The sequence below is a fragment of the Paenibacillus sp. alder61 genome (assembly GCF_020179875.1).
Lineage (GTDB): Bacteria > Bacillota > Bacilli > Paenibacillales > Paenibacillaceae > Fontibacillus > Fontibacillus faecis.
The window spans coordinates 280507-302557 of the sequence record NZ_JAIUDG010000003.1; the positions used below are offsets into that span (position 1 = coordinate 280507).

At 54.9% G+C, this 22051-nt stretch carries 21 protein-coding genes; 7 read left to right on the top strand and 14 right to left on the bottom strand.

Annotation, left to right across the window (positions count from 1 at the left end; all coding sequences use genetic code 11):
* Window positions 1-18: 18 nt before the first annotated feature.
* The 14 genes from LBW89_RS04765 to LBW89_RS04830 form a co-directional block, all read right to left on the bottom strand.
* The gene (locus LBW89_RS04765; RefSeq protein ID WP_225038649.1) at window positions 19-1182 is read right to left on the bottom strand and encodes a glycosyltransferase family 4 protein; all 1164 of its coding nucleotides are present in this window, start codon (window positions 1180-1182) and stop codon (window positions 19-21) included.
* On the bottom strand, window positions 1179-2222 hold the full coding sequence (locus LBW89_RS04770; RefSeq protein WP_225038650.1) for a nucleotidyltransferase family protein: 1044 nt from the start codon (window positions 2220-2222) through the stop codon (window positions 1179-1181). The genes LBW89_RS04765 and LBW89_RS04770 overlap by 4 nt, the downstream gene beginning before the upstream one ends.
* Window positions 2223-2481: 259 nt before the next feature.
* Window positions 2482-3459 carry an MTP-1 family protein gene (locus LBW89_RS04775; protein WP_225038651.1) on the bottom strand — a complete coding sequence of 326 codons (978 nt, stop codon included), beginning with the start codon at window positions 3457-3459 and terminating at the stop codon, window positions 2482-2484.
* A gap of 166 nt (window positions 3460-3625) precedes the next feature.
* Window positions 3626-4675, bottom strand: a complete 1050-nt coding sequence (locus LBW89_RS04780; protein ID WP_276508705.1) for an ABC transporter substrate-binding protein — start codon at window positions 4673-4675, stop codon at window positions 3626-3628.
* Window positions 4676-4745: 70 nt separating this feature from the next.
* Window positions 4746-5552, bottom strand: coding sequence for an ABC transporter permease (locus tag LBW89_RS04785; protein ID WP_148454675.1), 807 nt, complete (start codon window positions 5550-5552; stop codon window positions 4746-4748).
* Window positions 5552-6400, bottom strand: coding sequence for an ABC transporter permease (locus tag LBW89_RS04790; protein WP_148454673.1), 849 nt, complete (start codon window positions 6398-6400; stop codon window positions 5552-5554). Before LBW89_RS04790 ends, LBW89_RS04785 begins: the two co-directional genes overlap by 1 nt.
* On the bottom strand, window positions 6397-7365 hold the full coding sequence (locus LBW89_RS04795; RefSeq protein ID WP_148454671.1) for an ABC transporter ATP-binding protein: 969 nt from the start codon (window positions 7363-7365) through the stop codon (window positions 6397-6399). The genes LBW89_RS04790 and LBW89_RS04795 overlap by 4 nt, the downstream gene beginning before the upstream one ends.
* A 264-nt stretch (window positions 7366-7629) precedes the next feature.
* Complete coding sequence (locus tag LBW89_RS04800) at window positions 7630-8385, bottom strand: SIMPL domain-containing protein (protein ID WP_148454669.1); 756 nt, start codon at window positions 8383-8385, stop codon at window positions 7630-7632.
* A gap of 785 nt (window positions 8386-9170) precedes the next feature.
* The gene (locus LBW89_RS04805) at window positions 9171-9440 is read right to left on the bottom strand and encodes an HPr family phosphocarrier protein (RefSeq protein ID WP_114497387.1); all 270 of its coding nucleotides are present in this window, start codon (window positions 9438-9440) and stop codon (window positions 9171-9173) included.
* 107 nt (window positions 9441-9547) lie between these two features.
* The gene (gene whiA, locus LBW89_RS04810; protein ID WP_148454667.1) at window positions 9548-10477 is read right to left on the bottom strand and encodes a DNA-binding protein WhiA; all 930 of its coding nucleotides are present in this window, start codon (window positions 10475-10477) and stop codon (window positions 9548-9550) included.
* Between the two features lie 5 nt (window positions 10478-10482).
* Window positions 10483-11427, bottom strand: coding sequence for a gluconeogenesis factor YvcK family protein (locus LBW89_RS04815; RefSeq protein WP_148455840.1), 945 nt, complete (start codon window positions 11425-11427; stop codon window positions 10483-10485).
* A 78-nt stretch (window positions 11428-11505) separates the two neighbouring features.
* Window positions 11506-12399, bottom strand: a complete 894-nt coding sequence (rapZ, locus tag LBW89_RS04820) for an RNase adapter RapZ (protein WP_148454665.1) — start codon at window positions 12397-12399, stop codon at window positions 11506-11508.
* A gap of 70 nt (window positions 12400-12469) precedes the next feature.
* The gene (locus tag LBW89_RS04825) at window positions 12470-13420 is read right to left on the bottom strand and encodes an ROK family glucokinase (RefSeq protein ID WP_148454663.1); all 951 of its coding nucleotides are present in this window, start codon (window positions 13418-13420) and stop codon (window positions 12470-12472) included.
* Between the two features lie 216 nt (window positions 13421-13636).
* A complete protein-coding gene (locus tag LBW89_RS04830; RefSeq protein ID WP_148454661.1) occupies window positions 13637-14917 on the bottom strand; it encodes a DUF438 domain-containing protein in 1281 nt (426 codons plus the stop codon).
* A 455-nt stretch (window positions 14918-15372) separates the two neighbouring features.
* On the opposite strand from LBW89_RS04830, the gene LBW89_RS04835 reads away from it, so the two are divergent.
* The 7 genes from LBW89_RS04835 (at window position 15373) to LBW89_RS04865 (ending at window position 22050) form a co-directional block, all read left to right on the top strand.
* The gene (locus tag LBW89_RS04835) at window positions 15373-16053 is read left to right on the top strand and encodes a response regulator transcription factor (protein ID WP_148454659.1); all 681 of its coding nucleotides are present in this window, start codon (window positions 15373-15375) and stop codon (window positions 16051-16053) included.
* A complete protein-coding gene (locus LBW89_RS04840) occupies window positions 16050-17471 on the top strand; it encodes a sensor histidine kinase (protein ID WP_148454656.1) in 1422 nt (473 codons plus the stop codon). The genes LBW89_RS04835 and LBW89_RS04840 overlap by 4 nt, the downstream gene beginning before the upstream one ends.
* A 384-nt stretch (window positions 17472-17855) precedes the next feature.
* Entirely contained in the window at window positions 17856-18770 is a 915-nt protein-coding gene (locus tag LBW89_RS04845; protein WP_225038652.1) for an ABC transporter ATP-binding protein, read from the top strand.
* The gene (locus LBW89_RS04850) at window positions 18767-19480 is read left to right on the top strand and encodes an ABC transporter permease (RefSeq protein WP_225038653.1); all 714 of its coding nucleotides are present in this window, start codon (window positions 18767-18769) and stop codon (window positions 19478-19480) included. The genes LBW89_RS04845 and LBW89_RS04850 overlap by 4 nt, the downstream gene beginning before the upstream one ends.
* Window positions 19481-20215 (top strand): ABC transporter permease, encoded by a 735-nt coding sequence (locus LBW89_RS04855; RefSeq protein WP_225038654.1) that lies wholly within the window; start codon window positions 19481-19483, stop codon window positions 20213-20215. It begins immediately after the preceding gene.
* Window positions 20216-20401: 186 nt separating this feature from the next.
* Window positions 20402-21310, top strand: a complete 909-nt coding sequence (locus tag LBW89_RS04860; RefSeq protein WP_148454648.1) for an ABC transporter ATP-binding protein — start codon at window positions 20402-20404, stop codon at window positions 21308-21310.
* Window positions 21311-21312: 2 nt separating this feature from the next.
* On the top strand, window positions 21313-22050 hold the full coding sequence (locus tag LBW89_RS04865; protein WP_225038655.1) for an ABC transporter permease: 738 nt from the start codon (window positions 21313-21315) through the stop codon (window positions 22048-22050).
* Window position 22051: the final 1 nt, after the last annotated feature.

The window sequence follows — 22051 nt, forward strand, 5'->3', positions numbered from 1 at the left end:
TTCCTCCTTTAGTTCGCTTCAGTTCGCCTGTTTGGCCGTTCGTTCCATGGCCAGCTCATTGAACAGTTTCAGATGAAGCTTACCGACCTTCGGCCAATGCATATCCGCGCCGATTCGCCCGATTTCCCGCTCAAGCCGCTCCGCTTCCTTCGGATCGGATAAGACGGCTGTAATCCGCCCGGCCCAAGCCTCCGCCACACCGGGGGGAACCAGGGTGTCGGGCAGATCTTGCAGCAGGTCCTTGGCGTAAGCGTACGGTGTACTCAAGACCGGCCGGCCCAAGCCAACCGCGTAGGCCAGCGTCCCGCTCGTAATCTGCTGCATCCCCGGATACGGGGTCACGTACAGATCGCAGGCCGTCAGCATGGCAGCCAGCTCCTGCTCCTCCAAATAGCGGTCGATCATAACGACATGATCCTCGAGCTTCAGTTCCCGAATCAGCGCCTGAAGCTCCTCGCGATAGGATTCGCCTTCCCATTTGCGGACTTCGGGATGCGTCTGCCCCACAATCGCGTAAAGCGCCTCGGGCACTTGCCGGACAACCTCCGGCAGCGCCTGGAGTACCGTTTCGAGTCCTTTCCCCCGGCTCAGCAGACCGAAGGTCATCAGCACCTTCCGGCCGTTCCAGCCCAGCTTGCCGCGGGTGAAGTCCCGCATCGACGGAACCGGCTCAGGGGTACCGTGAGGCACACAGCGAATTTTCTCCCTCGGAACCCCCAGCGCCCCATGCAAATAGTCCGCAGCCAGACGGTTCATGACCAGGATGACGTCACTGCGCTCCGCAATCCTCTTTTGAATCCGGAGATAGGGCTCCTCCGGCTTCTCAAACACGGTATGAAACGTAACCGCGAGCGGCTTTTCGAGGTGATCCACAAGATCGAGCACGTACTCCCCCGCTTCCCCGCCGAAAATCCCGAATTCATGCTGCAGCGAAACAACGGCGATATCGCTCCGATTGAGCCGTTCCGCGAGCTTGCGGTAAGCGTGGCGGTCTTCTTTTTCCACCTCGTGAATCCTGGAGTCGGGATCCCGCTGCAGGCTGGCGCCCGGCTTGACGGCAAACACTTCGTCCGTTCCCCTCCAGCCCTTGGCGCCGTTAATGCTTTGCCGCAAGTGATGCGTATAAGTGGCGATTCCGCATTTCTGCGGGACATAGGTGCCGATGTGCGCGATGCGAATCATACCGATACCTCCTCCTTCATGCGTTGGGCGTAGGCTTCGTAGAGGATATGCCCGGCTTCGATTTCGGAGTCGTACCCGAAAACGCACTGATACAGTTGTGCGCCTTCCTTCACGATACATCCATCCCACAAAATCGTTTCGGACAAACGGGCCCGTGCCGCTATATGGCACCCCTCCCCGATCACGGTATACGGTCCGATGATCGCTTTGTCGCCAATGCGTACCCCGTCGCCGAGGATGACCGGAGGAATCAGGAGCGCGCCGTCGCCGATACGGACGTCTTTTCCGACCCATATCCCTTTATTTTGCTCCTGTCCGTGTATCATCAGCTTTAATTTCCGGTCCAGCAAATCCCAGTGAACCTTGCGGTAGCGTTCCCGCGTTCCGATATCGAGCCAATACCCTTGCAGCGGAAAGCCGTATAGTCCCGCCCCCTGCTCGATCAGACTCGGGAACGTTTCGCGTTCGATGGACACCTCACGCCCCGGCGGAATGTAAGCAAGGGCCTCTTTATTCATGACATAGATTCCGGCGTTTACCCGTTTCGATGTCGTTTCGCCCGGTTTCGGTTTTTCGACAAAACGGCGGATTTCGCCGCGGTCCGAAAGCTCGACGACGCCAAAAGCGGAAGGTTCTTCCACCTCCATCAAACCGATGGTCGCGGTCGCCCCGCTTTCCTGGTGAAACCGCAGCAGCGGCTTAACGTCGATATGCTGCACAATGTCGGCATTAAACACCAGAAAACGCTCGTCCAGCAGCGGCTCGGCATTTTTGATCGCCCCGGCGGTTCCGAGCGCTTCCTGCTCGATCACATAGTCGATCGTAACCCCATACCGGCTGCCGTCCCCCAAATGTCGGCGGATCAGCTCGGGATAGTGTTTCAGCGCCAGAACAAATTCCCGGATTCCTTGATCTCTCAGCTGCACAATCAAATGCTCGATCCATGGTCGATTCCCAACTAGAGCCATCGGCTTTGGCAGTTGTTCGGTCAACGGCCGCAAACGTGTGCCAAGCCCCCCGGCCAACAGCAACGCTTTCATCGGTTCAACCTCCATTTCGTTTTTGAGTCACAAAAAAGAAGCCGGCACATGGTGAACCTTTTTTCGATCATGGTCATCATGAGCGGAAAAAACTTCAGTCATTTGTCGGCTTCTTGCTATGACAACGTCCCCGTTAGCTCGGCTAACCGTTGTTAGCACTCACTTAAGGAGACTGCTATTAATACAAATATCCAATTTTTTTTACTCTTTCAAGGTCCATCATTTGGCAATATATTATATTAGCACCCAATAATCAAGGCTAATTACCATTTTTCTTCTTCTTTCTCCGATTTACGCCCTCATAGGCCAGGAAAGGGTCCGGAATGATGATATAATGCGCCTCCGCATCACTGATGCCGGCATAGAGGGCCGCGTTGCCGTCCTCAAAACGCACCAAGCCTCCGCTGAACACCACATCCTTCAAATCCTCCCGCTTGGCCGGCCCCGGTTCAAAATTGGCGCGTACCGCAATGAGTTCGATATCCGAATATTTGCCGGACTCGGGATCGAAGGCAAACACCATGGGGTAATAGTGCCGGTTCCCTTCTTCATCAAAACGGGCGATATGACCCAGCACGCCGACAAGACCGTTCGACAGCATTCTCGCCTCATTGACACCGCCCCACTCTCCATCGGCAAATTGTTCCTCCAACAGCGGGGCGTCCAGAATCAAATCCACCCGAAGCTCTTCCAGCGAGGACACGCGGAAAAAACCAATTTTCCCTCGGCCTCCCTTGGCTCCTTGGGGCCTTGTAAACACCCCGATTTCGCCGTTCTTCAGTTCTACCAGCCGGATATCCTTCATTCCGTCGGGACCGACGAAAAAGTGCCGCAGCTCGCGGAGGCACCGTCCCCTATAAAGCACGGTTCTCCAAAGCAGTCTGTCCTGATGAACCGGATCGGGGAAGGTTTGCACGCCGCCCACGACCACTTCGTCACCAATTTTCGACACAAACGGATCCTGCATGTTCAAAACCGGCCGGTCCCTCCGGGGCACCCAGACTCCTTCCTTCTCGGTGAAGAACAGCACTTCCGACTGCTCGCTGTCCCGGGATTCCACGCGTCCGGCCACAACCTGTTCTCCTTCATCCTCGAATGGGGCGGTAATGTTGTACACGTCTTTTCCATCCACTTCTGAAAAGGTCAGCTTCTTCCGGTCCAGCACCGGTACCTGTTTCACATGGAATTCCTGAAGCAGCAAGTCGCATGTCAACACTTCTCGTTTACCCATTCCCATCTCAAGAAGTCTCCTTTCCTGTGAACAGCGTCGATCTGAATACTAGCTTCCGAATTTCATTATTTTCAGGTCGACGGCAAAAATCAAGCTCTTTCCCACCCTTACAGTACCCGTTTCCGGACAAATAAAAAAAGCGTGTTTCCACGCTTTTTTTACAAGTTTCCGCTTATTCCCGGCCGCTCTTCAGTTCGGTCCAGAAGCGGTCGTAAATTTGCAGTTTATCGCCTACATCGCCCAGCCATTCGGTCCGGGACAACTCCTCCGGCGACAGATTAATCATTTTATCGTTGTTGTATTCCTCACTGTGGAACTCATGTGCTTTTGTATTCGGATCGCTGTATCCGATCGATTCGTAGTTTTTGGCGCTGTTCTCCGGCTCCAGCATAAAGTTGATAAATTTCTCCGCCAGCTCCTGATTTTTGGCGCCCTTCGGAATCGCATAGTTATCGGACCAGATCGTTCCGCCCTCTTTCGGGACGATGTAAGCCACATCCGGATTATCCTTGGCGATAAATGAAGCATCACCGGACCATACGGTGCCGATCCAGCCTTCTTCTTGAATCATTTTTTGCTTGATATTGTCGGTATCAAAAGCCAATACGTTCGGCAGCAGGGTCTTCAGGTCCTCCACCGCCGCGGTAATTTCGGCTTCATCCGTGGAGCTGTTGGATTTGCCGGCCTTCTTCAAAGCCATGCCGATCACTTCGCGGTTGTCGTCGAGCAGAAGCACCTTTCCTTTGTATGCCGGATTCCACAGATCTTCCCAGCTGTCGATTTCCTCTTTGACATACTTCTTGTTGTAGGCGATTCCCGTGACGCCGGAGGTATAGACGATCGAGTACTTGTTATCCGGGTCGAACGACGGATTTTTGAAGGCTTCGTCAATGTTCGCGAAATTCGGAATATTGTCTTTGTTGAGCGGAGACAACAAATCCTGCTTGATCATCGTAGCGACCATATAGTCGGAAGGCTGGATCAAATCATATCCGCCGCCGCCCGCTTTAATTTTGGCCAGCAGGTCCTCGTTATTGGCGAACACATCGTAATTGATTTTGACATTGTATTCCTTCTCGAAGGCGGCGAGTACGTCCGCGTCGAAGTTATCCGCCCAGCTGTAAATGTTCAGCGTTTCCTTGGAAGAACCGCCGCAACCGGATAAAACCGCAAGCCCCATCGTTACCGCCAGCACCAGGCCGGCCCACTTCATTTTTTTCAATTCTCGATCTCCTCTCTGATCCCCGCCATTTCGGCGAATTAGTTTCACTATATTCTCTATCCCCTTCCGCCTAGAACGGAAGAACCGATTGCTTCTTTTGCCCTTTGCCTCTATTCAACACGAACTGGGCCAGAAAAATCAAGGTTATGCTCACCAGGATCAAAATCGTACATAGCGCGTTAATTTCCGGGGAAATACCCCGTTTAACCTGCCCGTAAATATAAATCGGCAGCGTCGTCGAATTCGGACCGCTGACAAAAAAGCTGACCATAAAATCGTCCAGCGACATCGTGAAAGCGATCAGCGCTCCGGATATGATCCCCGGCATAATTTGAGGCAGCGTCACATGGCGGAAAATCTGCCAGCCGTTCGCCCCCAAGTCCTGGGCCGCTTCCTCCAATTGCCCGCCCATGCCCGATAACCGCGTGGTAATAATGACAAACACATAGGATATACAGAATGTAATATGTGCGATGATAATCGTCAGTTTACCGAGCGGAATGTGAAACTGGGTAAAAAGCACCAGCAGGGACAAACCCATAATGATATCGGGGATAATAATCGGCAAATACAGCAGGCCGCCCATCCCGGCTTTCATTCTGCGGCTTACTTTCCGCATCGACAACGCCGCCATCGTGCCGAGCAGAGTCGAAACAAGAGTCGAAACCACCCCTACGGTCAGCGTATTGGAGAGGGCCTCCATGACATGCCGGTTGCTGAACAGCGACGTATACCATTCGAACGTAAAACCGCTCCAGTCCGCGGCCAGCCGGGAACTGTTGAAGGAATAGACGATAATGATGGCGATAGGCACATAAATAAAAATCATGACCAGCAGGGAATGAATCCCGAGCAGCGGATGACTCTTACTTTTCATCAGCGTCCCCCCTTCACCTTTAAATGCCTGGCCGTCATGGCCTTATTGAACAAACCGATCAGAATCAGCGAGGTGATGACGAAAATGACCGACAACGCCGAGCCGAACGGCCAATTTCGGGCTCCCAGAAACTGACTCTGAATAATATTGCTGATCATCGCCGATTTGGCCCCGCCCAAAATATCGGTAACCACAAACATGCCCGTCGTGGAAACGTACACCAGCACGGCGCCGGTCATGATCCCCGAGCGGGTTTGCGGCAGGGTAATATGCCAGAAAGCCTTCCAACCGGTGGCTCCCAAATCGCTGGCCGCCTCCAGCAGCTTCTTGTCCATCTGTTCCAGCGCCACGTAGATCGGAAGCACCATAAACGGGATAAACGTATAAACCATCCCCAGAAGCACGGCGCCTTTCGTATAGAGCATCTGCAGCGGCTCCTGAATAAAGCCGAGATCGATGAGCAGATTGTTGACCACGCCTTGCGTCCGGAGCAGCAGCACCCAAGCATAGGTCCGGATCAGGAAATTGATCCAGAACGGAATCGTAATCAGCGCCAAGCCCCAGGTCTGCATTTTCGGACCGGCATTGGCGATGTAGTAAGCCAGCGGATAGCTGAGCAGAAGACATAATATCGTCGTTAAGACCGATAGAACAATCGTATCCCAGTAGATCCCCAAATACAGAGGATCAAAAAACGTGGCGTAGGCGTCCAAATTGAAATCGAACACCACATTGCCGAGCTCGTCCCGGCCCATAAAAGAAATCCCTATCACGATCAGCATCGGAACGACCAGAAACAGGCTCAGCCACAGGAGGACCGGCATCAGGCCCAGGCTTGATTTCTTCATGACCCGATAACCACCTCATCCTCGGAATTCCAGGCCACGCCCACCTTTTCCCCAACGTTCCACGGACGGTCATCGGTAAAATCAAACGCGATGGAAACGGTCATGGGTTCGTCATCCAGCTGAACGATCAGCTTATGTATGCTCCCCAGATAGAGGACGTCAAGCACTTCCCCCGTCCGCTTCGCCCCTTCCGTTCCGCGAACGGCAACCAGCTTCTCCGGACGCACGGCAAACAGCCGCCCATCCTGTGAGAAAATGTTATTCTCACCCACGAATGTAGCGGAGAACAGGGTCGTCGGTTTAGCGTAAATTTCCCGCGGCGTGCCGATCTGTTCGACCTTGCCGCCGTTCATGATCACGATCCGGTCGGACAGCATCATCGCTTCTTCCTGATCGTGAGTGACGTATACAAAAGTAATCCCGAGGCTGCGCTGCAAATGCTTCAGCTCGGACTGCAGGTTTTTGCGCAGCTGCAGATCGAGTGCGCCGAGCGGCTCGTCCAGCAACAGTACTTTCGGTTTGTTGGCAATCGCCCGAGCGATCGCGACCCGCTGCTGCTGCCCCCCCGACAGCTGATGCGGGTATCTCTTGACAAGCGGGGTCAGCTGCGTCATGGCGACCGCTTCCTCCACACGCGCCTGCTGCTCTTTAGCCGGGAGCTTCTTCATTTTTAGCCCGAAGGCGATATTGTCCTCTACCGTCATATGCGGAAACAAGGCGTAATGCTGAAAAACGAGGTTCAAATCCCGCCGATTCGGGGGCAGGCTCGTCAGATCGGCGCCGTCCAGCAGGATCTTCCCTTTGGTCGGTTGCTCGAATCCGGCGATCATCCGCAGAATCGTCGTCTTGCCGCAGCCGCTCGGGCCCAGCAAGGTCAGGAATTCCCCTTCCTTAATGGTGAGCGAAAGCGGATGCACAACGACTTGTCCCTGAAAGTGCTTCTCCACTCCGGACAGTTCAATCATTTATGCATCAACTCCTTTTAGTGGTGTGATTTTATCAATGAAACCTACCTCACTAAGAAAAAAAAGCCATATCCATTGGTATGGCTTTAGCAGGTCGATCAATTCATTTTTTGCATATTCACTATACCTTGTTTTGGCGCGGGTTACAACACTTTTCTTGCAGCGGCGCGGGATGGGCCGGGGATTTCGCTGAAGAAATGTCACAACTTCGGCAGAAAAAAATAAACCGGGTCCCCTATTCAGGGAGCCCGGGTCACAAACCGCTTACTTCATTTCATACGTGACGCTCAGCGTCGTCTTCAACGTAACTTCGCCCGGCTCGATGGAAGTCGATGCGCCGGAATCGGCAGTGGCTTGAGCCATTTCTTTCTGCATATAGATCGGCATTTCGCCTCCTCCGGATTGAGTCACGCTCACCACGACGCCCAGTTGGCGTTTAACCGCCTTGGCGATCGCGGAAGCCTTCATATCCGCATTCGCCATCGCCTTCTCGATCACTTGGGCTTGATATTGATCGGGATTCTCCGCGCTGAAACGGATGTTGTCGATCCGGTTCGCTCCCGCCTGGGAAGCCGCGTCGAGCAGCTGTCCGACTTTGCTCAAATCCCGGTAAGTCACATTTAACGTATGCTGGGCGATGTAACCTTTGACCTTTTGCCCTTCTTTTTCGTTATAGCTATAATTCGGCTGTACATAAAACTGTCCGGTTTGGATGTCTTTCGCGTCAATCTTCCAGGTATCCTTCAGCAGGGTGGTCAGTTTGGCGATCTTCGCCGCATTGGTGCTCTGCGCTTCCTTCGCCGTGTCCGCCTGGGTTTCAACGCCGAACGACAAATACGCGATATCCGGCTTCACGGAAATTTCCCCGCTGCCCACCACATTAATCACATTTCGCAGCAGATCGTTCTCCGCCGCATATACCGAAGCCGCGGAATTTAGCGAACCGCTTAAAAACGTTCCTCCGACAAGCATCGTTCCGGCCACCAGCACCGCGCCAACAGGTTTCATCCAGGTTTTCATCATAGACCCTCCATTTGAGTGGTATTTTAACTTCTAAACGCAGGGCAAGATCAAATGTTGCAGGTGTGTAAAAAAGTTTATAGCCTTTTTCTTTATCAGTCTGCCCCATCCACCTGCGTTACCCGCATGCACAGGAATGAATCCTGATATTTTGGCCGATCCCCCTCTTCCCGCTTATTAGCGGGATTTTCTCCAGCTAATCTTCCCCATAACCAACTAATGTGGCTCACTCCATTCGATTAACCCGAAGGGTCTAATGGCCGTAATCGCCTCCCTTAGAAGCCGGGCGGGTGGATAAGAGCTTTTTGAGGCGTTATTTTGTCGAATTTGTCCCTTCGATGAGAAATAGAGGTCATTTGGGACCTTATTTTAGGGAAAAGCGGGCCGAAAACTGATTTTTGGACTCGCACCAGCGAAATAAGGCCCTTTTTAGCCGCTATTTTCCCCGAAAAAGCGAATTTGGGCGAAATAGCAGCCCAATACGCCGCTATTATAACGGGCGGAAAGTGAGATTGCGGGGGTGGCAACACCATGTCAGGCTTAATGCAAGGCCAGTGCAAATCTGCAGGAATTTTCGACGAAATCGGCTCGTTTCTCTAAAATCGCTACAAATACCTGCAGATTTGCATCTTTTTGGAGTTGGAAGCATCACTACACCACCCGCATAGCAGGCGGTTTTTGTTTCGCACGCTTCGAGAGCTCAACTGGCTAAAGCCCAAAAAAAATGATCCCGTTCATCCGAACGGAATCATCTCTTGTCTTTCTCTGAACCCGGTCCACCAGGTTTATTGGTTCTCCAATTCCTCTTTGCTGACCAGATTGATTAAAGCGTTTGCAGCCTGCTCGGCATCCGCACCTTCCGCGCTGATGTAAATTTCGGTGCCTGTGCTGATGGCAAGGCTCATAATCCCCATAATACTTTTGGCATTCACTTTTTTATCGTCTTTCTCGACGAAAATTTCGGACGAGTATTTATTCGCTTCCTGAACGAAAAGCGCCGCCGGCCGGGCGTGAAGACCCGTTTTCAGACGAACGGTTACCGGGTTTTTGATCATCAAACCTTACCCCCTAATACAATTTCGATCACGTGCCCACAATTGTGAACAATTATAATTTATATCATTATAGCATACACAGCCCGCGGCACACTAGCAAAACAACTTTAGCTCCCGCGAATTTTTTCCGCCAGCTCGTCGATTTTGCGCAGCCGATGGTTCACGCCGGACTTACTGACCGTTCCCTTCAGCAGCTCCCCGACTTCCTTCAGGTTCATATCCGGATGGGCGAGCCGGACCTCGGCCACCTCGCGCAGCTTGTCAGGCAGGTTTTCGAGGCCCACTTCCTTCTGCAGCAGCTTGATGTTATCGATTTGCCGGACCGCCGCCCCGATCGTCTTGTTCAAATTGGCCGTTTCGCAGTTCACGATCCGGTTCACGGAATTGCGCATGTCGCGCATAATCCGTACGTCCTCAAATTTGAACAACGCCTGGTGGGCTCCGATAATGTTAAGCAGCTCGATGATTTTCTCGCCTTCTTTGATATAAAAAATAAAACCTTTCTTCCGTTCGATGCAGCGGGCGTTCAAATGGAACTCGTTCGCCAGATCGACCAGCGATTTGCAGTGCTCCTCATACATCGACGAAATCTCAAGGTGGTAAGACGATCCCTCCGGATTATTGACCGAGCCCCCCGCCAGGAAGGCACCCCGAAGATAAGCCCGCTTACAACAGTTTTTCCGGGTTAGCTCCGGATTAATCCCGGGCGTGAAAATAAATCCCTCCGAGACAATCCGCAGATCCTTCAAAATCTCCTGCACCCGGCCCGGAATCCGAACAATATAGACGTTGTTCTTCTTGAGCCGCATCTTCTTACGGACCAACAGTTCCGTATGAATTTGAAAATGCTTCTTCAGCAATGAATAGATCCGCCTTGCTATCGCGGCGTTTTCCGTCGATATATCCAAAATGACCTTTTTGTTCGAAACCTGTACCGATCCGTTCATTCGGATCAGGGCGGACAACTCCGCCTGCTCGCAGCAGGAATCGGCTTCGACCATGGTCAATTCTTTTTTGGTTTGCGCCGCAAACGACAAGGGACTCACCTCTTTCGTAAAATCCAGTTCTGCACCAACTGATAAATATGATGGCTTAATTTGTCCGCATCATGCCTCAAATATCGCCGGAATAAAACCAGCGTATCGGCAATCACCTTATAGCCGCGGCCCGTAACCACATCCCAGTCGACCTGAACGGGCTTGGCGCCTTTTTCGGCATAGAAATCCTGAACCTGGGTCGGAATTTCTCCATCGTTCACAATGACATAATCAAATAAATGATGCCCCACATGCTCATATACGGCCTGCAAATGGTCGCTGACCGTATAATCGTCGGTCTCTCCCGGCTGCGTCATGACGTTGCAGACGAAAATTTTAATCGCCTTCTCGTTCTCCAACACCGCTTCGGCCAGTTTCGGCACGAGCAGATTCGGAATGATGCTCGTGTACAAACTCCCGGGCCCGATCAGAATCGCATCGGCCTCACGGATCGCATCGACCGCTTCGGGGAGCGGTTCCACTTCCTCCGGCTCCAGAAAGATCCGCTTGATCTTGCCGCCGGCCTCGGGGATCTTGGACTCCCCGGTGATGATCGTCCCGTCGTCCATCTCCGCGTGAAGCACGACCGCCTGCCCCGCGGCGGGGAGTACCCGTCCCCGGACGGCGAACACGCGGCTCAGCTCCCGCACGGCGGTGACGAAATCGCCGGATATATCGGTAATCGCGGCGAGAATCAGGTTGCCGAGGCTGTGCCCCGCGAGGCCCGACCCCGAAGCAAACCTGTAGCTTAGCATATCCGACAGGAGCGGCTCCACATCCGCCAACGCGGTCAACACATTGCGGATATCTCCCGGAGGCGGCATTTGCAGCTCGCTGCGCAGAATGCCGGAACTGCCCCCATCGTCCGCTACGGTAACAATGGCCGTGATATCGAGCGGTCTTTCTTTCAATCCGCGAAGCATCACGGATAAGCCGGTTCCCCCGCCCATCACGACGATCCGCGGCACTCTTTCTTCCTTGGCCCGATTGATCACTTCTGACTCACCTCTTGATTTTCTAAGCGGCCCTTAATGCCGGTCCCGGCCTTCGTCCCGGTGGCTGACGCGAACCGTCTCCGTTTCGCTGGTTCCGAGCATCCGGCCCAAATATTCGGCGATGGCGACCGAGCGGTGTTTGCCGCCGGTACAGCCGATGCCGATGATGACCTGGCTTTTTCCCTCTTTATGATATTGAGGCAGCAGAAAGTGCAGCATATCCAACAGCTTGGTCAGGAAAGCCTGGGTTTCCGGCCACTTCATAACATAATCATATACATCGCTGTCTTGTCCGGTGTGCGGACGAAGCTGCTCGATATAATGCGGGTTCGGTAAAAACCGGACGTCGAACACTAGGTCCGCGTCGATCGGTATGCCGTATTTAAATCCGAACGAGGTAATATTAACGGATAAGTTGCTGCTCTCCAGGTGGGAGAACCGGGAAATAATTTTCTCCTTCAACTGCGCAGGCTTCATGTTGCTCGTGTCGATCACCTGCGTGGCCGACATTTTGAGTTCTTCCAACATTTTGCGCTCCAGGCGGATGCCGTCGAGCGGCATGCCCTCCGGAGCGAGCGGGTGGCGTCGGCGGCTTTCTTTGTAACGCTGCACCAAAATGGCGTCGGTGGCATCCAGGAACAGAATTTCGCTCTTGATCGTAAAATGGTCGCGGATATAAGCCAGCGATTCCGACAAGGCCGTGAAGAATTCCCGGCCGCGCAGATCGATGACCAGCGCCACCTTGGCGATCTTCCCTTTGGACTGTTCGATCAGTTCGGCAAACTTCGGGATAAGCACCGGGGGTAAATTGTCAACGCAGAAAAAACCGAGATCTTCCAGGCTGCGTACGGCCAGCGACTTACCGGCACCGGACATGCCCGTGATAATCAACAGATTGGCGACCGGGGAACCTTCTTTTTCCGGCATCCTTTTCCCTCCTCGCAATTTCTCCTAATCCTCTATATATATTATATTATACTAAAGATTCGAATCGCTATCAGGAACGAAGGAACAGACCCGCCGCGCCGACCATTCCGGCGTCGTTGCCCAGCGTGGCCGGAACGATCTGTACGCCCTTTTGAACCGGTTCGGGCGCATGCTTCGCGAAGACGCTGCGGATTTCGTTGAAGAGAATGTCCCCGGCTTTCGAAACGCCGCCGCCGATAATGAACAGCTCGGGATTCAACACCACGGCCACCGAGGCCAGCGATTTCCCGAGATAGAAAGCGGCCCGGCTTACGATGCGAACCGCGAGCTCGTCGCCGGCCTTCGCCGCGTCGAAGACGTCCTTCGCCATAATGTTCTCGACCAGCGAGAGGGATGTTCGCTCGCCGCGCGCTACAGCGTCTTTGGCCATGCGGATAATCCCGGTTGCGGAGGAAACGGTCTCAAGGCAGCCCATTTGGCCGCAGCCGCATTGAATCGCTTCCAGATCGGGCACCACATGCATATGTCCGAGTTCTCCCGCGAGTCCCGAGAAACCTTGATAGATTTTGCCTTCGATAATAATGCCGCCGCCGACACCCGTTCCGAGCGTATAGCATACGCAGTTGTCGATGCCTTTCCCCGCGCCGCCCCAGGCTTCGCCCAAAGCCGCCACATTGGCGTCATTGTCTATTTTAATCGGCTTGCCCAACCGTTTCTCCAGGAGTTCACGGATCGGGAAATCCTTCAAACCTACATTCGGCGCCAAAATAATGATCCCGTCGCGCACGTTCGTAAAGCCGGCCACTCCGGCGCCGACGCCAGCCACTTGCTCCCACTCGAAAGGGGATTCCTCCACAATCAGACGGACGTAACGCTCGATGTTGCTGACGATCGCTTCCCCACCTTTATCCGATTCGGTAGGCCCTTCATAGGTATGAAGAAGCTGGCCCTCCTCATTGCAGATGCCGACTTTGATCGCGGTTCCGCCCAGGTCAACACCAATGTAGATTTTTTCAGACATTGTACAAGCCACCTTTTTCTATAAATAATAACGAATTGTAATATACCTACGTACCCACTATAAGCGAACCCTCCCATTCGGTCAAGAGAAGGGAGGGACTCCAAGAATCCAGCAGGGACAAGGCTTTCGAGCAATATGACAACTATCACATCCAGAGGAAAAAGAAACCGCCCCGGCACCCGCATCCAGCGGGACCAAGGCGGTCATTTCGGAACTTCAGGACAAGATCCGCTTCTGTCCTTCCAGCGCCCGGATCGGCGCGATGTTCTGGGTAAACTCCAGCGTGCCGAGGTAGCGGCCGTCCGCGGCGCGGACCGCGAAGTAACGGATGTAGACAAATTTGTCCTTAAACGGAATCCAGAAATCTTCGGCATCCTTTTTGCCGGATTTGAAGTCGGCCAGCAGCTCATTGACGACATGGACGCTCTGCGGCGGGTGGCAGTTCTGCACCGTCCGGCCGATCACTGCTTTCGTGCGGGCGAAAATCCGCTCCTTGCCGTGCGAGAAATACCGCACCACATCGTTCTCGTCGATGAACGTCAGGTCAACCGGCAGGTGGTTCATCACGGCTTCCAGCTGCTCTACCGAAAGAACGCCGGTCTCGAACTTGACGAAGCCCCGGGGAGCCTCAGCCGCAGCTTCGGCTTCGCCTTCGGCCAGCCCGGTCCCATCCGGCGCGTCCGCCCCCGGCAACGGAACCCGTTCCGGCACCCATTCCCGCTCGGGGGCGGTCAGGCAGAAGCCGATTTGGTCGCTCTCCCGGGCGATTTTCAACCACTCGTCCTCCGTCAGCTTTTCCAGGGCCATCGGCAGCAGAATGTTCTCTTCCTTGAAGATCATCGCGTTGACTTCCTGAATGATCCGCTCCACATCGGTACACATCATCTCCTTGTCTCCGTTGTAGGACATCAGGTTGGCCTTAACTTCCTTGATCATGGCCCGGATCGCGTCATCCACGCCCCACATGACCTTGGTCGGCCCGTAGATTCCATACTTTTCGAGATAGGGAAAAAGAAGATTCTCCTTCCGGCTGTAATGCTTATCCAAGTCCAACAGGAGGTTCAGGTCCTCGATCAACTTGAAGACGATCTCCTCGCCGTCCTCTTTGCGGAATTTGTCCAGATGCAAACTCAGTTTGAAATTCACCAGTTTCTCAATTTCGCGGTTTTCCAGCTTGAAGGTGTGCACCGGGTGTCCCGGCTGCTCCTCCGGTCTGGACGAACGGTGGATCTCTTCAATCGAGCCTTTAAAAATGGCCGTATGCACGGAGCACAGCCGCTGAACCTCCTCCACCGGAATGCCCTCCTCCTCCATCAGCGCATGCTCCATGGCGGATATTTCCGCCACCGTGACATCGCCCACCGCTTCTTCGAAACGGGCCTTCACTTCGTCCACGCTCTTGCCCCCGTGCAGCTCCTTGATTATTTCCTTCAACAAAGCCTGGCGCCGGGTCTGCTCCGGCACAGCGTGCTCCCGGTTGTTGATCAGCTCGCTCATCGTTCATCCTCCTCGTGATTTAAAATCCATATGGCCAGATCCACCCGACAGTTACGGGCCTGATTCAATTAACTGATAACAATTCTCACTACGAAAATAGCACAGCCGAACCGCTCGGCTTGTGATTAGAATCACTTGGTTTTTGCCGGGTTGCTATGTATGCATTAACGGGAAAACCTCCCGCTAATTTTTCAAACTTGGTCCTTGAGTCCGATTTAGATGGAAAAACTCCATTTATTTTGCGGTCCAACCGCTGAGACACGCTTTTCAGAAGAAATTAGCGGGAAATATTCCAGCTAAATGACCTCTACTTCCGGATAGACACCGAATTAACGGGAGATATTCATTTAATTCAGCCGCTGCCTACGCGGACTCCTCGTTCAATTTATATAGTCGTCGGAGTTTCTTTTTTTCTATGAATTTGCCACAATAGAGTCGGAAAGGAATGATCTCGGATGATCCATGAGAAGACGATTCTATATATTGAAGATGAAAAAGAAATCGGGGACTGGGTGCATCAAGACCTGCGGGAACGCGGGTACGGCGTCATCTGGCTGACCAACGGGGATCGGGCAGTCGACGAGGCCGCCTCATGCCAGTTGGCCATCTTGGATGTCATGCTGCCCGGTCTGGACGGGTTCACGGTCGGTCAGCGGCTGAAGAAACAATATCCCGGCCTCCCGATCCTGATGCTCTCCGCCCGGACCTCCATCGACGACAAGCTGCAGGGACTGCAGTTCGCCGATGACTACCTCACGAAGCCGTTTCATCCGGACGAGCTGGCCGCCCGGGTCGAGGTACTGCTGCGGCGCAGCGGGGCCCCTTCCGCCGAACCGCTCCAGCTCGGCCATCTGCTGATCTACGAGAAGGAGAACATCATCAAGAACCGGGAGAGCGGCGAGGAAATCGTGCTGACCGGCAAGCAGTTTCACATTTTTCAATACTTGCTGCGCCATCTCGGCCAGATCATGACCAAGGAGCAAATCTTCGAGTCGGTCTGGGGAGAACCTTATCTGGACGGCGACAAAACCCTGATGGTCCACATCCGCCATCTGCGGGAGAAGCTGGAACGGGACCCGGCGTCGCCGGAAATCATTGAGACGATCCGGGGGATCGGGTACCGGGTGCGGGCATGAAGCCTTACGTCAAAACCAAGTTCCGGAACTCCCTGCTGTCCCGTTATCTGATCATCATCGGGTTTGCCCTCGTTCTCGTCCCGATCCTGATTCCCGTCAGCTTTGCGGCTTCCTGGGGCGTTAATCGGCTGCTTTTCCCTCCGGCTCCCGGGACCGCGGAAACGGTGCGCGATTACGGGTCGGGGCTGGATCTGGAAACCATGTGGCACGGAGAAGCCCAGGCTCTAGGGGGAAAAGCCCCGCAAGCGATTGATGAAAGGCTCCGGCAGCTGAAGCGGGAATACCCCGACGCCTCCCTGTTCTGGGTCGACAGCGCGGGTCAGACCCGCCTCCAGCTGCCTGAACGGAGCGGTCTGCCGGCCAAGTGGTCGGCGGAGGACGCGATAGCTTATATGAAAAGGGCCGTCAACGGCGATCCTTTTACAATCGTGGCTTTTATCGGTTCCAAGAAAAGTCCGGGGAACCAAGGCTTTATGGTCTTTGAGCTCCCTCGGGCCCATATGTACAAATCGTCGACCGAGCGAAACGGGGACTCCCGCTTTTACGGGTTGTTTATGTTCATGATGTTTGCGTTTTTCATCCTGATTTCCTACTTGTTCTTCCGGGATATCCGGACCCGTCTGCTTCGCCTTGAAACGGGGATGGCCCGGACGGGACCTAACGGGCTGCCGGTACGGATCGCCGAGGGCCGCCCGGATGAGATCGGCCGCCTGGAACAGGCGTTTAACCGGATGGTCGACGAGCTTGGCCAGAGCCGGCAGCGGGAGCGGGAGGAGGAGGAGCTCCGCAAGAACCTGATCGGCAACCTGTCGCATGATTTGCGTACTCCGCTGACGGTGCTTGGCGGACAGCTTTACTCGTTCCGCAAGGAACCGCTGTCCGAGCAGGGCCGCGAAGTCCTGGCGCTGATGGAAGTCAAAATCAAGGATCTCGGCACGCTGATCGACCATCTTCTCTCCTACAACCTGCTCTCCAGCGGCAGGTATGCTCTGAACCCGGAGGATCGGGACGTCCTCCGCATCGTCCGCGTCAGCGCCGCCGCCTGGTACCCGCTGTGGGAAAAGGCGGGCATCGAAGCCGACATCGACCTGCCGGACGAACCGCTGATCTGGAACGTTGACGAGCAGGGCTTTCGCCGCGTGCTCGACAACCTGTTCCAGAACCTGGTCCGGCACGCCCGCTCCGGCGGGTACGTCGGCATCTCGCTGGCGGAGCGGCACGGCAAGCCCGCGCTGGTCATCGCCGACCGCGGCCCCGGCCTTGGCGCCGTCTCCCCCTCCAAGGGAGCCGGCCTCGGCCTGCAGATCGTCGATCTGCTGCTGCGGGAGATGAATCTGTGCCGGGAAACGGAGTCAACGGCGGAGCGCGGCACGCGAACCTATATCTTTACGGCGGCCCCAAGCCCGCTCGTAAAGTAAATGCCTGGCGAGTAAAAGCCTGCGAGAATTCGCAGGCTTTTTTCCCGTGCCGCACTTCCACCCACCTTCCAACTCAAAAAGATGCAAATCTGCAGGTATTTAGGCCGATCTCCGCGCGAATGCGAAAAAAGATGCAAATCTGCAGCTATTTCTAGCGATTTTAGAGAAGCGAGTCGGTTTCGTCGAAAATTCCTGCAGAATCGCAGGGATTTTGAATTTTCGGCCCCGAACTAGAAAAAAGCATGCAGATTTGCAGGAATTTGATCGCTATTATCAAGATTGGCTGATGGAGCGCCTGTCCCTCGAATCTTAACCAAAACTTAAACTCGGCCCCCCTTCACTCTTAACCTTCGGCAGCTATGATAGTTACCGAGGTGATACCACGTGAGTGAAATGATTATTCAAACGGAAGACTTATCGAAAAAATACAAAGGGCGTTATGCCGTCGATCATCTGAACCTGGAGATCGCCAAGGGCGACATCTACGGGTTTCTCGGCCCGAACGGCGCGGGGAAAACCACGACCATCCGCATGCTGCTCGGCTTGATCCAGCCCAGTGAGGGCTCGATTCGGATATTCGGCCGCGACCTCCGCAAGGAGAAGCTGGAGATCCTGCGCCGCATCGGCTCCCTGGTAGAATATCCGTCCTACTACGGCCATCTGAACGCCATCGACAATCTGGAAGCGATCCGCCGGATCCTGGGGACGCCGAAGTCCCGCATCGACGAGGTGCTGGAGATCGTCTCGCTGACCAGCGAAGCCCGCCGCCCGGTGAAAGGCTACTCGCTCGGTATGAAGCAGCGGCTCGGCATCGCGGCCTCCCTGCTCGGCAGCCCGGATCTGCTCATTCTTGACGAGCCGACCAACGGACTGGATCCCGCCGGAATTCATGAGATCCGCGAGCTGATCAAAAGTATGCCGAGTCAATACGGCATTACCGTCCTCGTCTCGAGCCACCTGCTCGGCGAAGTCGAGCAAATGGCCAACCGGGTCGGCATCATCCGCGAAGGGCGCATGGTGTTCCAGGACACAATCCACAACCTCAAGCTTCAGGCCTCGCACGATATGGAACTTGTGGTTTCGGAGCCGGATTCGGCGCTGTGGCTGGCCCGCGATATGGGAGCCTCCGGGACCCTGAAGGAGGGCACGCTCGTCTTCCCGGGGATGAAGGATCCGCAGGTCGCCCTGCTCGTGAAAAGGCTTGTCGAAAACGGGCATGACATTTACCGGGTCGAGCAGAACAAGAAATCGCTGGAAGACATCTTTATGCAGGTGATCGGGGAGGGGAGCCGGCCATGATGTTGCGCTCGTTGTCCTCCGACTTTCTGAAAATCCGGCGCAAGGGGATCTGGTTTTTGATTTTCCTGGCCCCGATCGGGCTGGTGGCGATGCAGGCGCTGAACTTCGGGCTGCGGCTGGATTATCTGAAAGGACAGTATGCGGGTCACCTTTGGGAAGGGCTGATCGATAATGTGGCTGACTTCGTCCCCATCGCCCTCTACCTGGGCGTCACGCTGATCAGTTCGCTCGTCGCCAACGTCGAGCATCAGACTAGCTCCTGGAAGCAGCTGCTCGCGCTGCCGATCTCGCGGACAGCGGTGTTCAGCGCCAAGTTTACGCTTTGCTTTTTGCTGCTGACGGTTTCGTGCCTGCTACTGCCGATCGGTACCGCGCTCCTCGGTTTAGCGCTCGGCTTCGGCACGGACATCCCCGTCGAAACTTTGGTGAAAGTCGGCTTTCTTCCCTTTCTGGGCGCCCTGCCATTATTGGCGCTCCAGCTGTGGCTGTCCTTGACGTTCCGCAATCAATCGCTGCCGGTCTCGCTCGGCGTCGCCCTGGCGCTGATCTCGCCCTTCGCCTCCCAGCTGTCGGAATTCTTTCCGCTCAATTGGCCGCGCTTTAGTTACGAAGGACCCCATGCGGAATGGTTTATCGGAGCGGGAGTCGTCACCGGCTTCCTGATCATGTTCATGGGTCTGATGCATTTTAACCGAAAGGATGTGGATTAGATGGTCACCTTTTTTCGCGTCCTGTCGTCGGAACGCCTAAAAATGTCGAAATCGCGGATTTGGCTGGTTCTGCTGGCGAGTCCCGTCCTCTCGATCCTGATCGGCGTGCTCTCCAATCCGCCGGAGGGAACCGATCCGTGGACGGTGATCGCCGGAACGATGTCCATCCTCCACGGTATGTTGTTCCTGCCTATAATCTCCGGTCTGCTCCCGGCTTTCTTGTGCCGTTACGAGCATACCGGAGGCGGCTGGAAACAGCTTCTCGTTCTTCCGGTTTCCCGCACTTCTGTCTATCTGGCCAAGTTCTCCGTCGTGGCCGGCCTGCTGGCCGTCTGCCAATTGATCTTCCTGGCCGCGATCCTGGTGGCGGGCAAGATTCAGGGCTTTGACGCCCCGATTCCTTGGAGCATGCTGATCGGCAGTCAGCTCGGCGGCTGGATCGCCTGCCTGCCGCTGGTCGCGCTGCAGCTTGGCGTCTCGTTGACCTGGGCAAGCTTCGCGGCTCCGCTGGCCATCAACGTGTCCCTGACGATTCCGAACATGCTGATCGTCAACTCCAGCACCTACGGCCCGTACTATCCCTGGGCCCAGCCCGTTCTCGCCATGATGCCGAAAGGCATGGAGAGCTACGGGGCATTCAACCTGCCGCTGGAAAATCTGATGATCACCGTGCTCGGCAGTTTCATCCTCTTCTTTGCCGCCGGCCTGATTTATTTCCGCCGCAAAGAGATTTAGCGATCTAGGACCGCCGGAAAGATCAAAACCGTTCGTACCGATAAGCCCCGAAAAGGCTGCGGAGACGAACGGTTTTTTTCGTGACAATTGTCACCCTCCTAACCTGACACTCCTAACTAACGCTTACCTCCTCCGTCCTGTACATTGAAATCAAGGGAATCAAGAACAATCAACGGAGGCGTACCCATGGAATCGATACTAGAAGTAAACCAGGTCAGCAAGACGTTTAAAGACAAAAAAGCGGTCAACCGCATCTCCTTCCGCATCGATAAAGGCGACATCATCGCCATATTGGGGCCAAACGGCGCCGGAAAAACCACGGCCATCTCCATGATGCTCGGCCTGCTGGAGCCCACGGAGGGCACTATCCGGCTGTTCGGCAAACCGCCGAAAGACCGGACGGTCCGCGAAAGAACCGGGGCCATGCTGCAGGAGGTCAGCGTCATGGACCGGCTCCGGGTGAAGGAAGTATTGGAACTCGTGCGCAGCTATTACCCGAACCCGCTTGATATGGAAACTTTGGTGCGGCTCACCGGGCTTGCGGAAGGCGATTTGAAGCGGTTTGCGGAGAAGCTCTCCGGCGGCCAGAAACGCAATCTCGGCTTCGCCCTCGCCATGGCCGGCAACCCGGATTTGCTCTTTTTCGATGAGCCCACCGTGGGGCTGGACATCTCGGCCCGCCGCCGTTTCTGGGACCGGGTACGGGAACTCGCCGCTCTGGGAAAAACGGTGATTTTTACGACGCATTACCTTCAGGAAGCCGACGATAATGCCGATCGGATCCTGCTGTTCCACCAGGGAAGTATCGTGGCGGACGGCACGCCGGAAGAAATCAAGTCCCGGATCGTCAAGCGGGCCGTATCGGTTTTGCCGCGGGACGAAGGGCCCGATCTCCGGGAGAAACTTCGCCGGCTGCCGATGGTATCGGAGTGCTACGACAAGGACGGGCGGATTTATCTGGCCACAGAGGATACGGATGTGACGCTGGCGGCTCTATTCGCTCAGAACCTCGGAGTACGGGATATTCGAACCGAGCAGGGGCGTCTGGACGAGGCTTTTGAACAATTGACATTAAACCTGAAGGAGGCCAAATAACGATGAAGCTGCTTTTAAGCCAATGCAAAGCCGAGTTGCTGCGCGTATTTCGCAACCCCTACTATATTTTCTGGTCCCTGCTGATGCCCGTGATGTTTTATTTCATTTTCACCCGGGTGGTGAATGCCGGAAACGGGGAGCCCGCGGAATGGGCGGCGCACTATCTCATGTCGATGACGACCTTCAGCGTAATGGGTTCGGCGATCATGACGCTGGGCATCCGGCTGGTGCAGGAGCGGTCCCAAGGATGGACGACGTTCATGCGGGTGACTCCGCTCCCGGGATGGATTTATTTTCTCGGCAAAATGATCGGCCAAACTTGTATGCATTTGATGTCCATTCTTTTTATTTTTGCGGCCGGCTGCCTGATTAACGGCGTCTCGCTGCCCGCGCTGACCTGGATTTCCTGCGGACTGTGGATTCTCGCCGGTTCGCTGCCGTTCCTGGCGATCGGGACGCTGATCGGAACGATGAAGCGGGCCGATACGGCCAGCGGCGTCAGCAATGGGGTCTATCTGGCATTGGCCGTGCTGGGCGGCATGTGGATGCCGATCGAGATCCTCCCCAAGTTTATGCAGCTGATCGGCAAATGGCTTCCTTCGTACCACTACGGCAACGGAGCCTGGGAAATCATTCGCGGACAGGCGCCGGAGTGGAGGAATGTGCTGATTTTGCTGGGCTATTTTCTCCTGTTTATGGTACTATCCACGTATATTCGAAAAAAACAGGAAGTGGTATAGT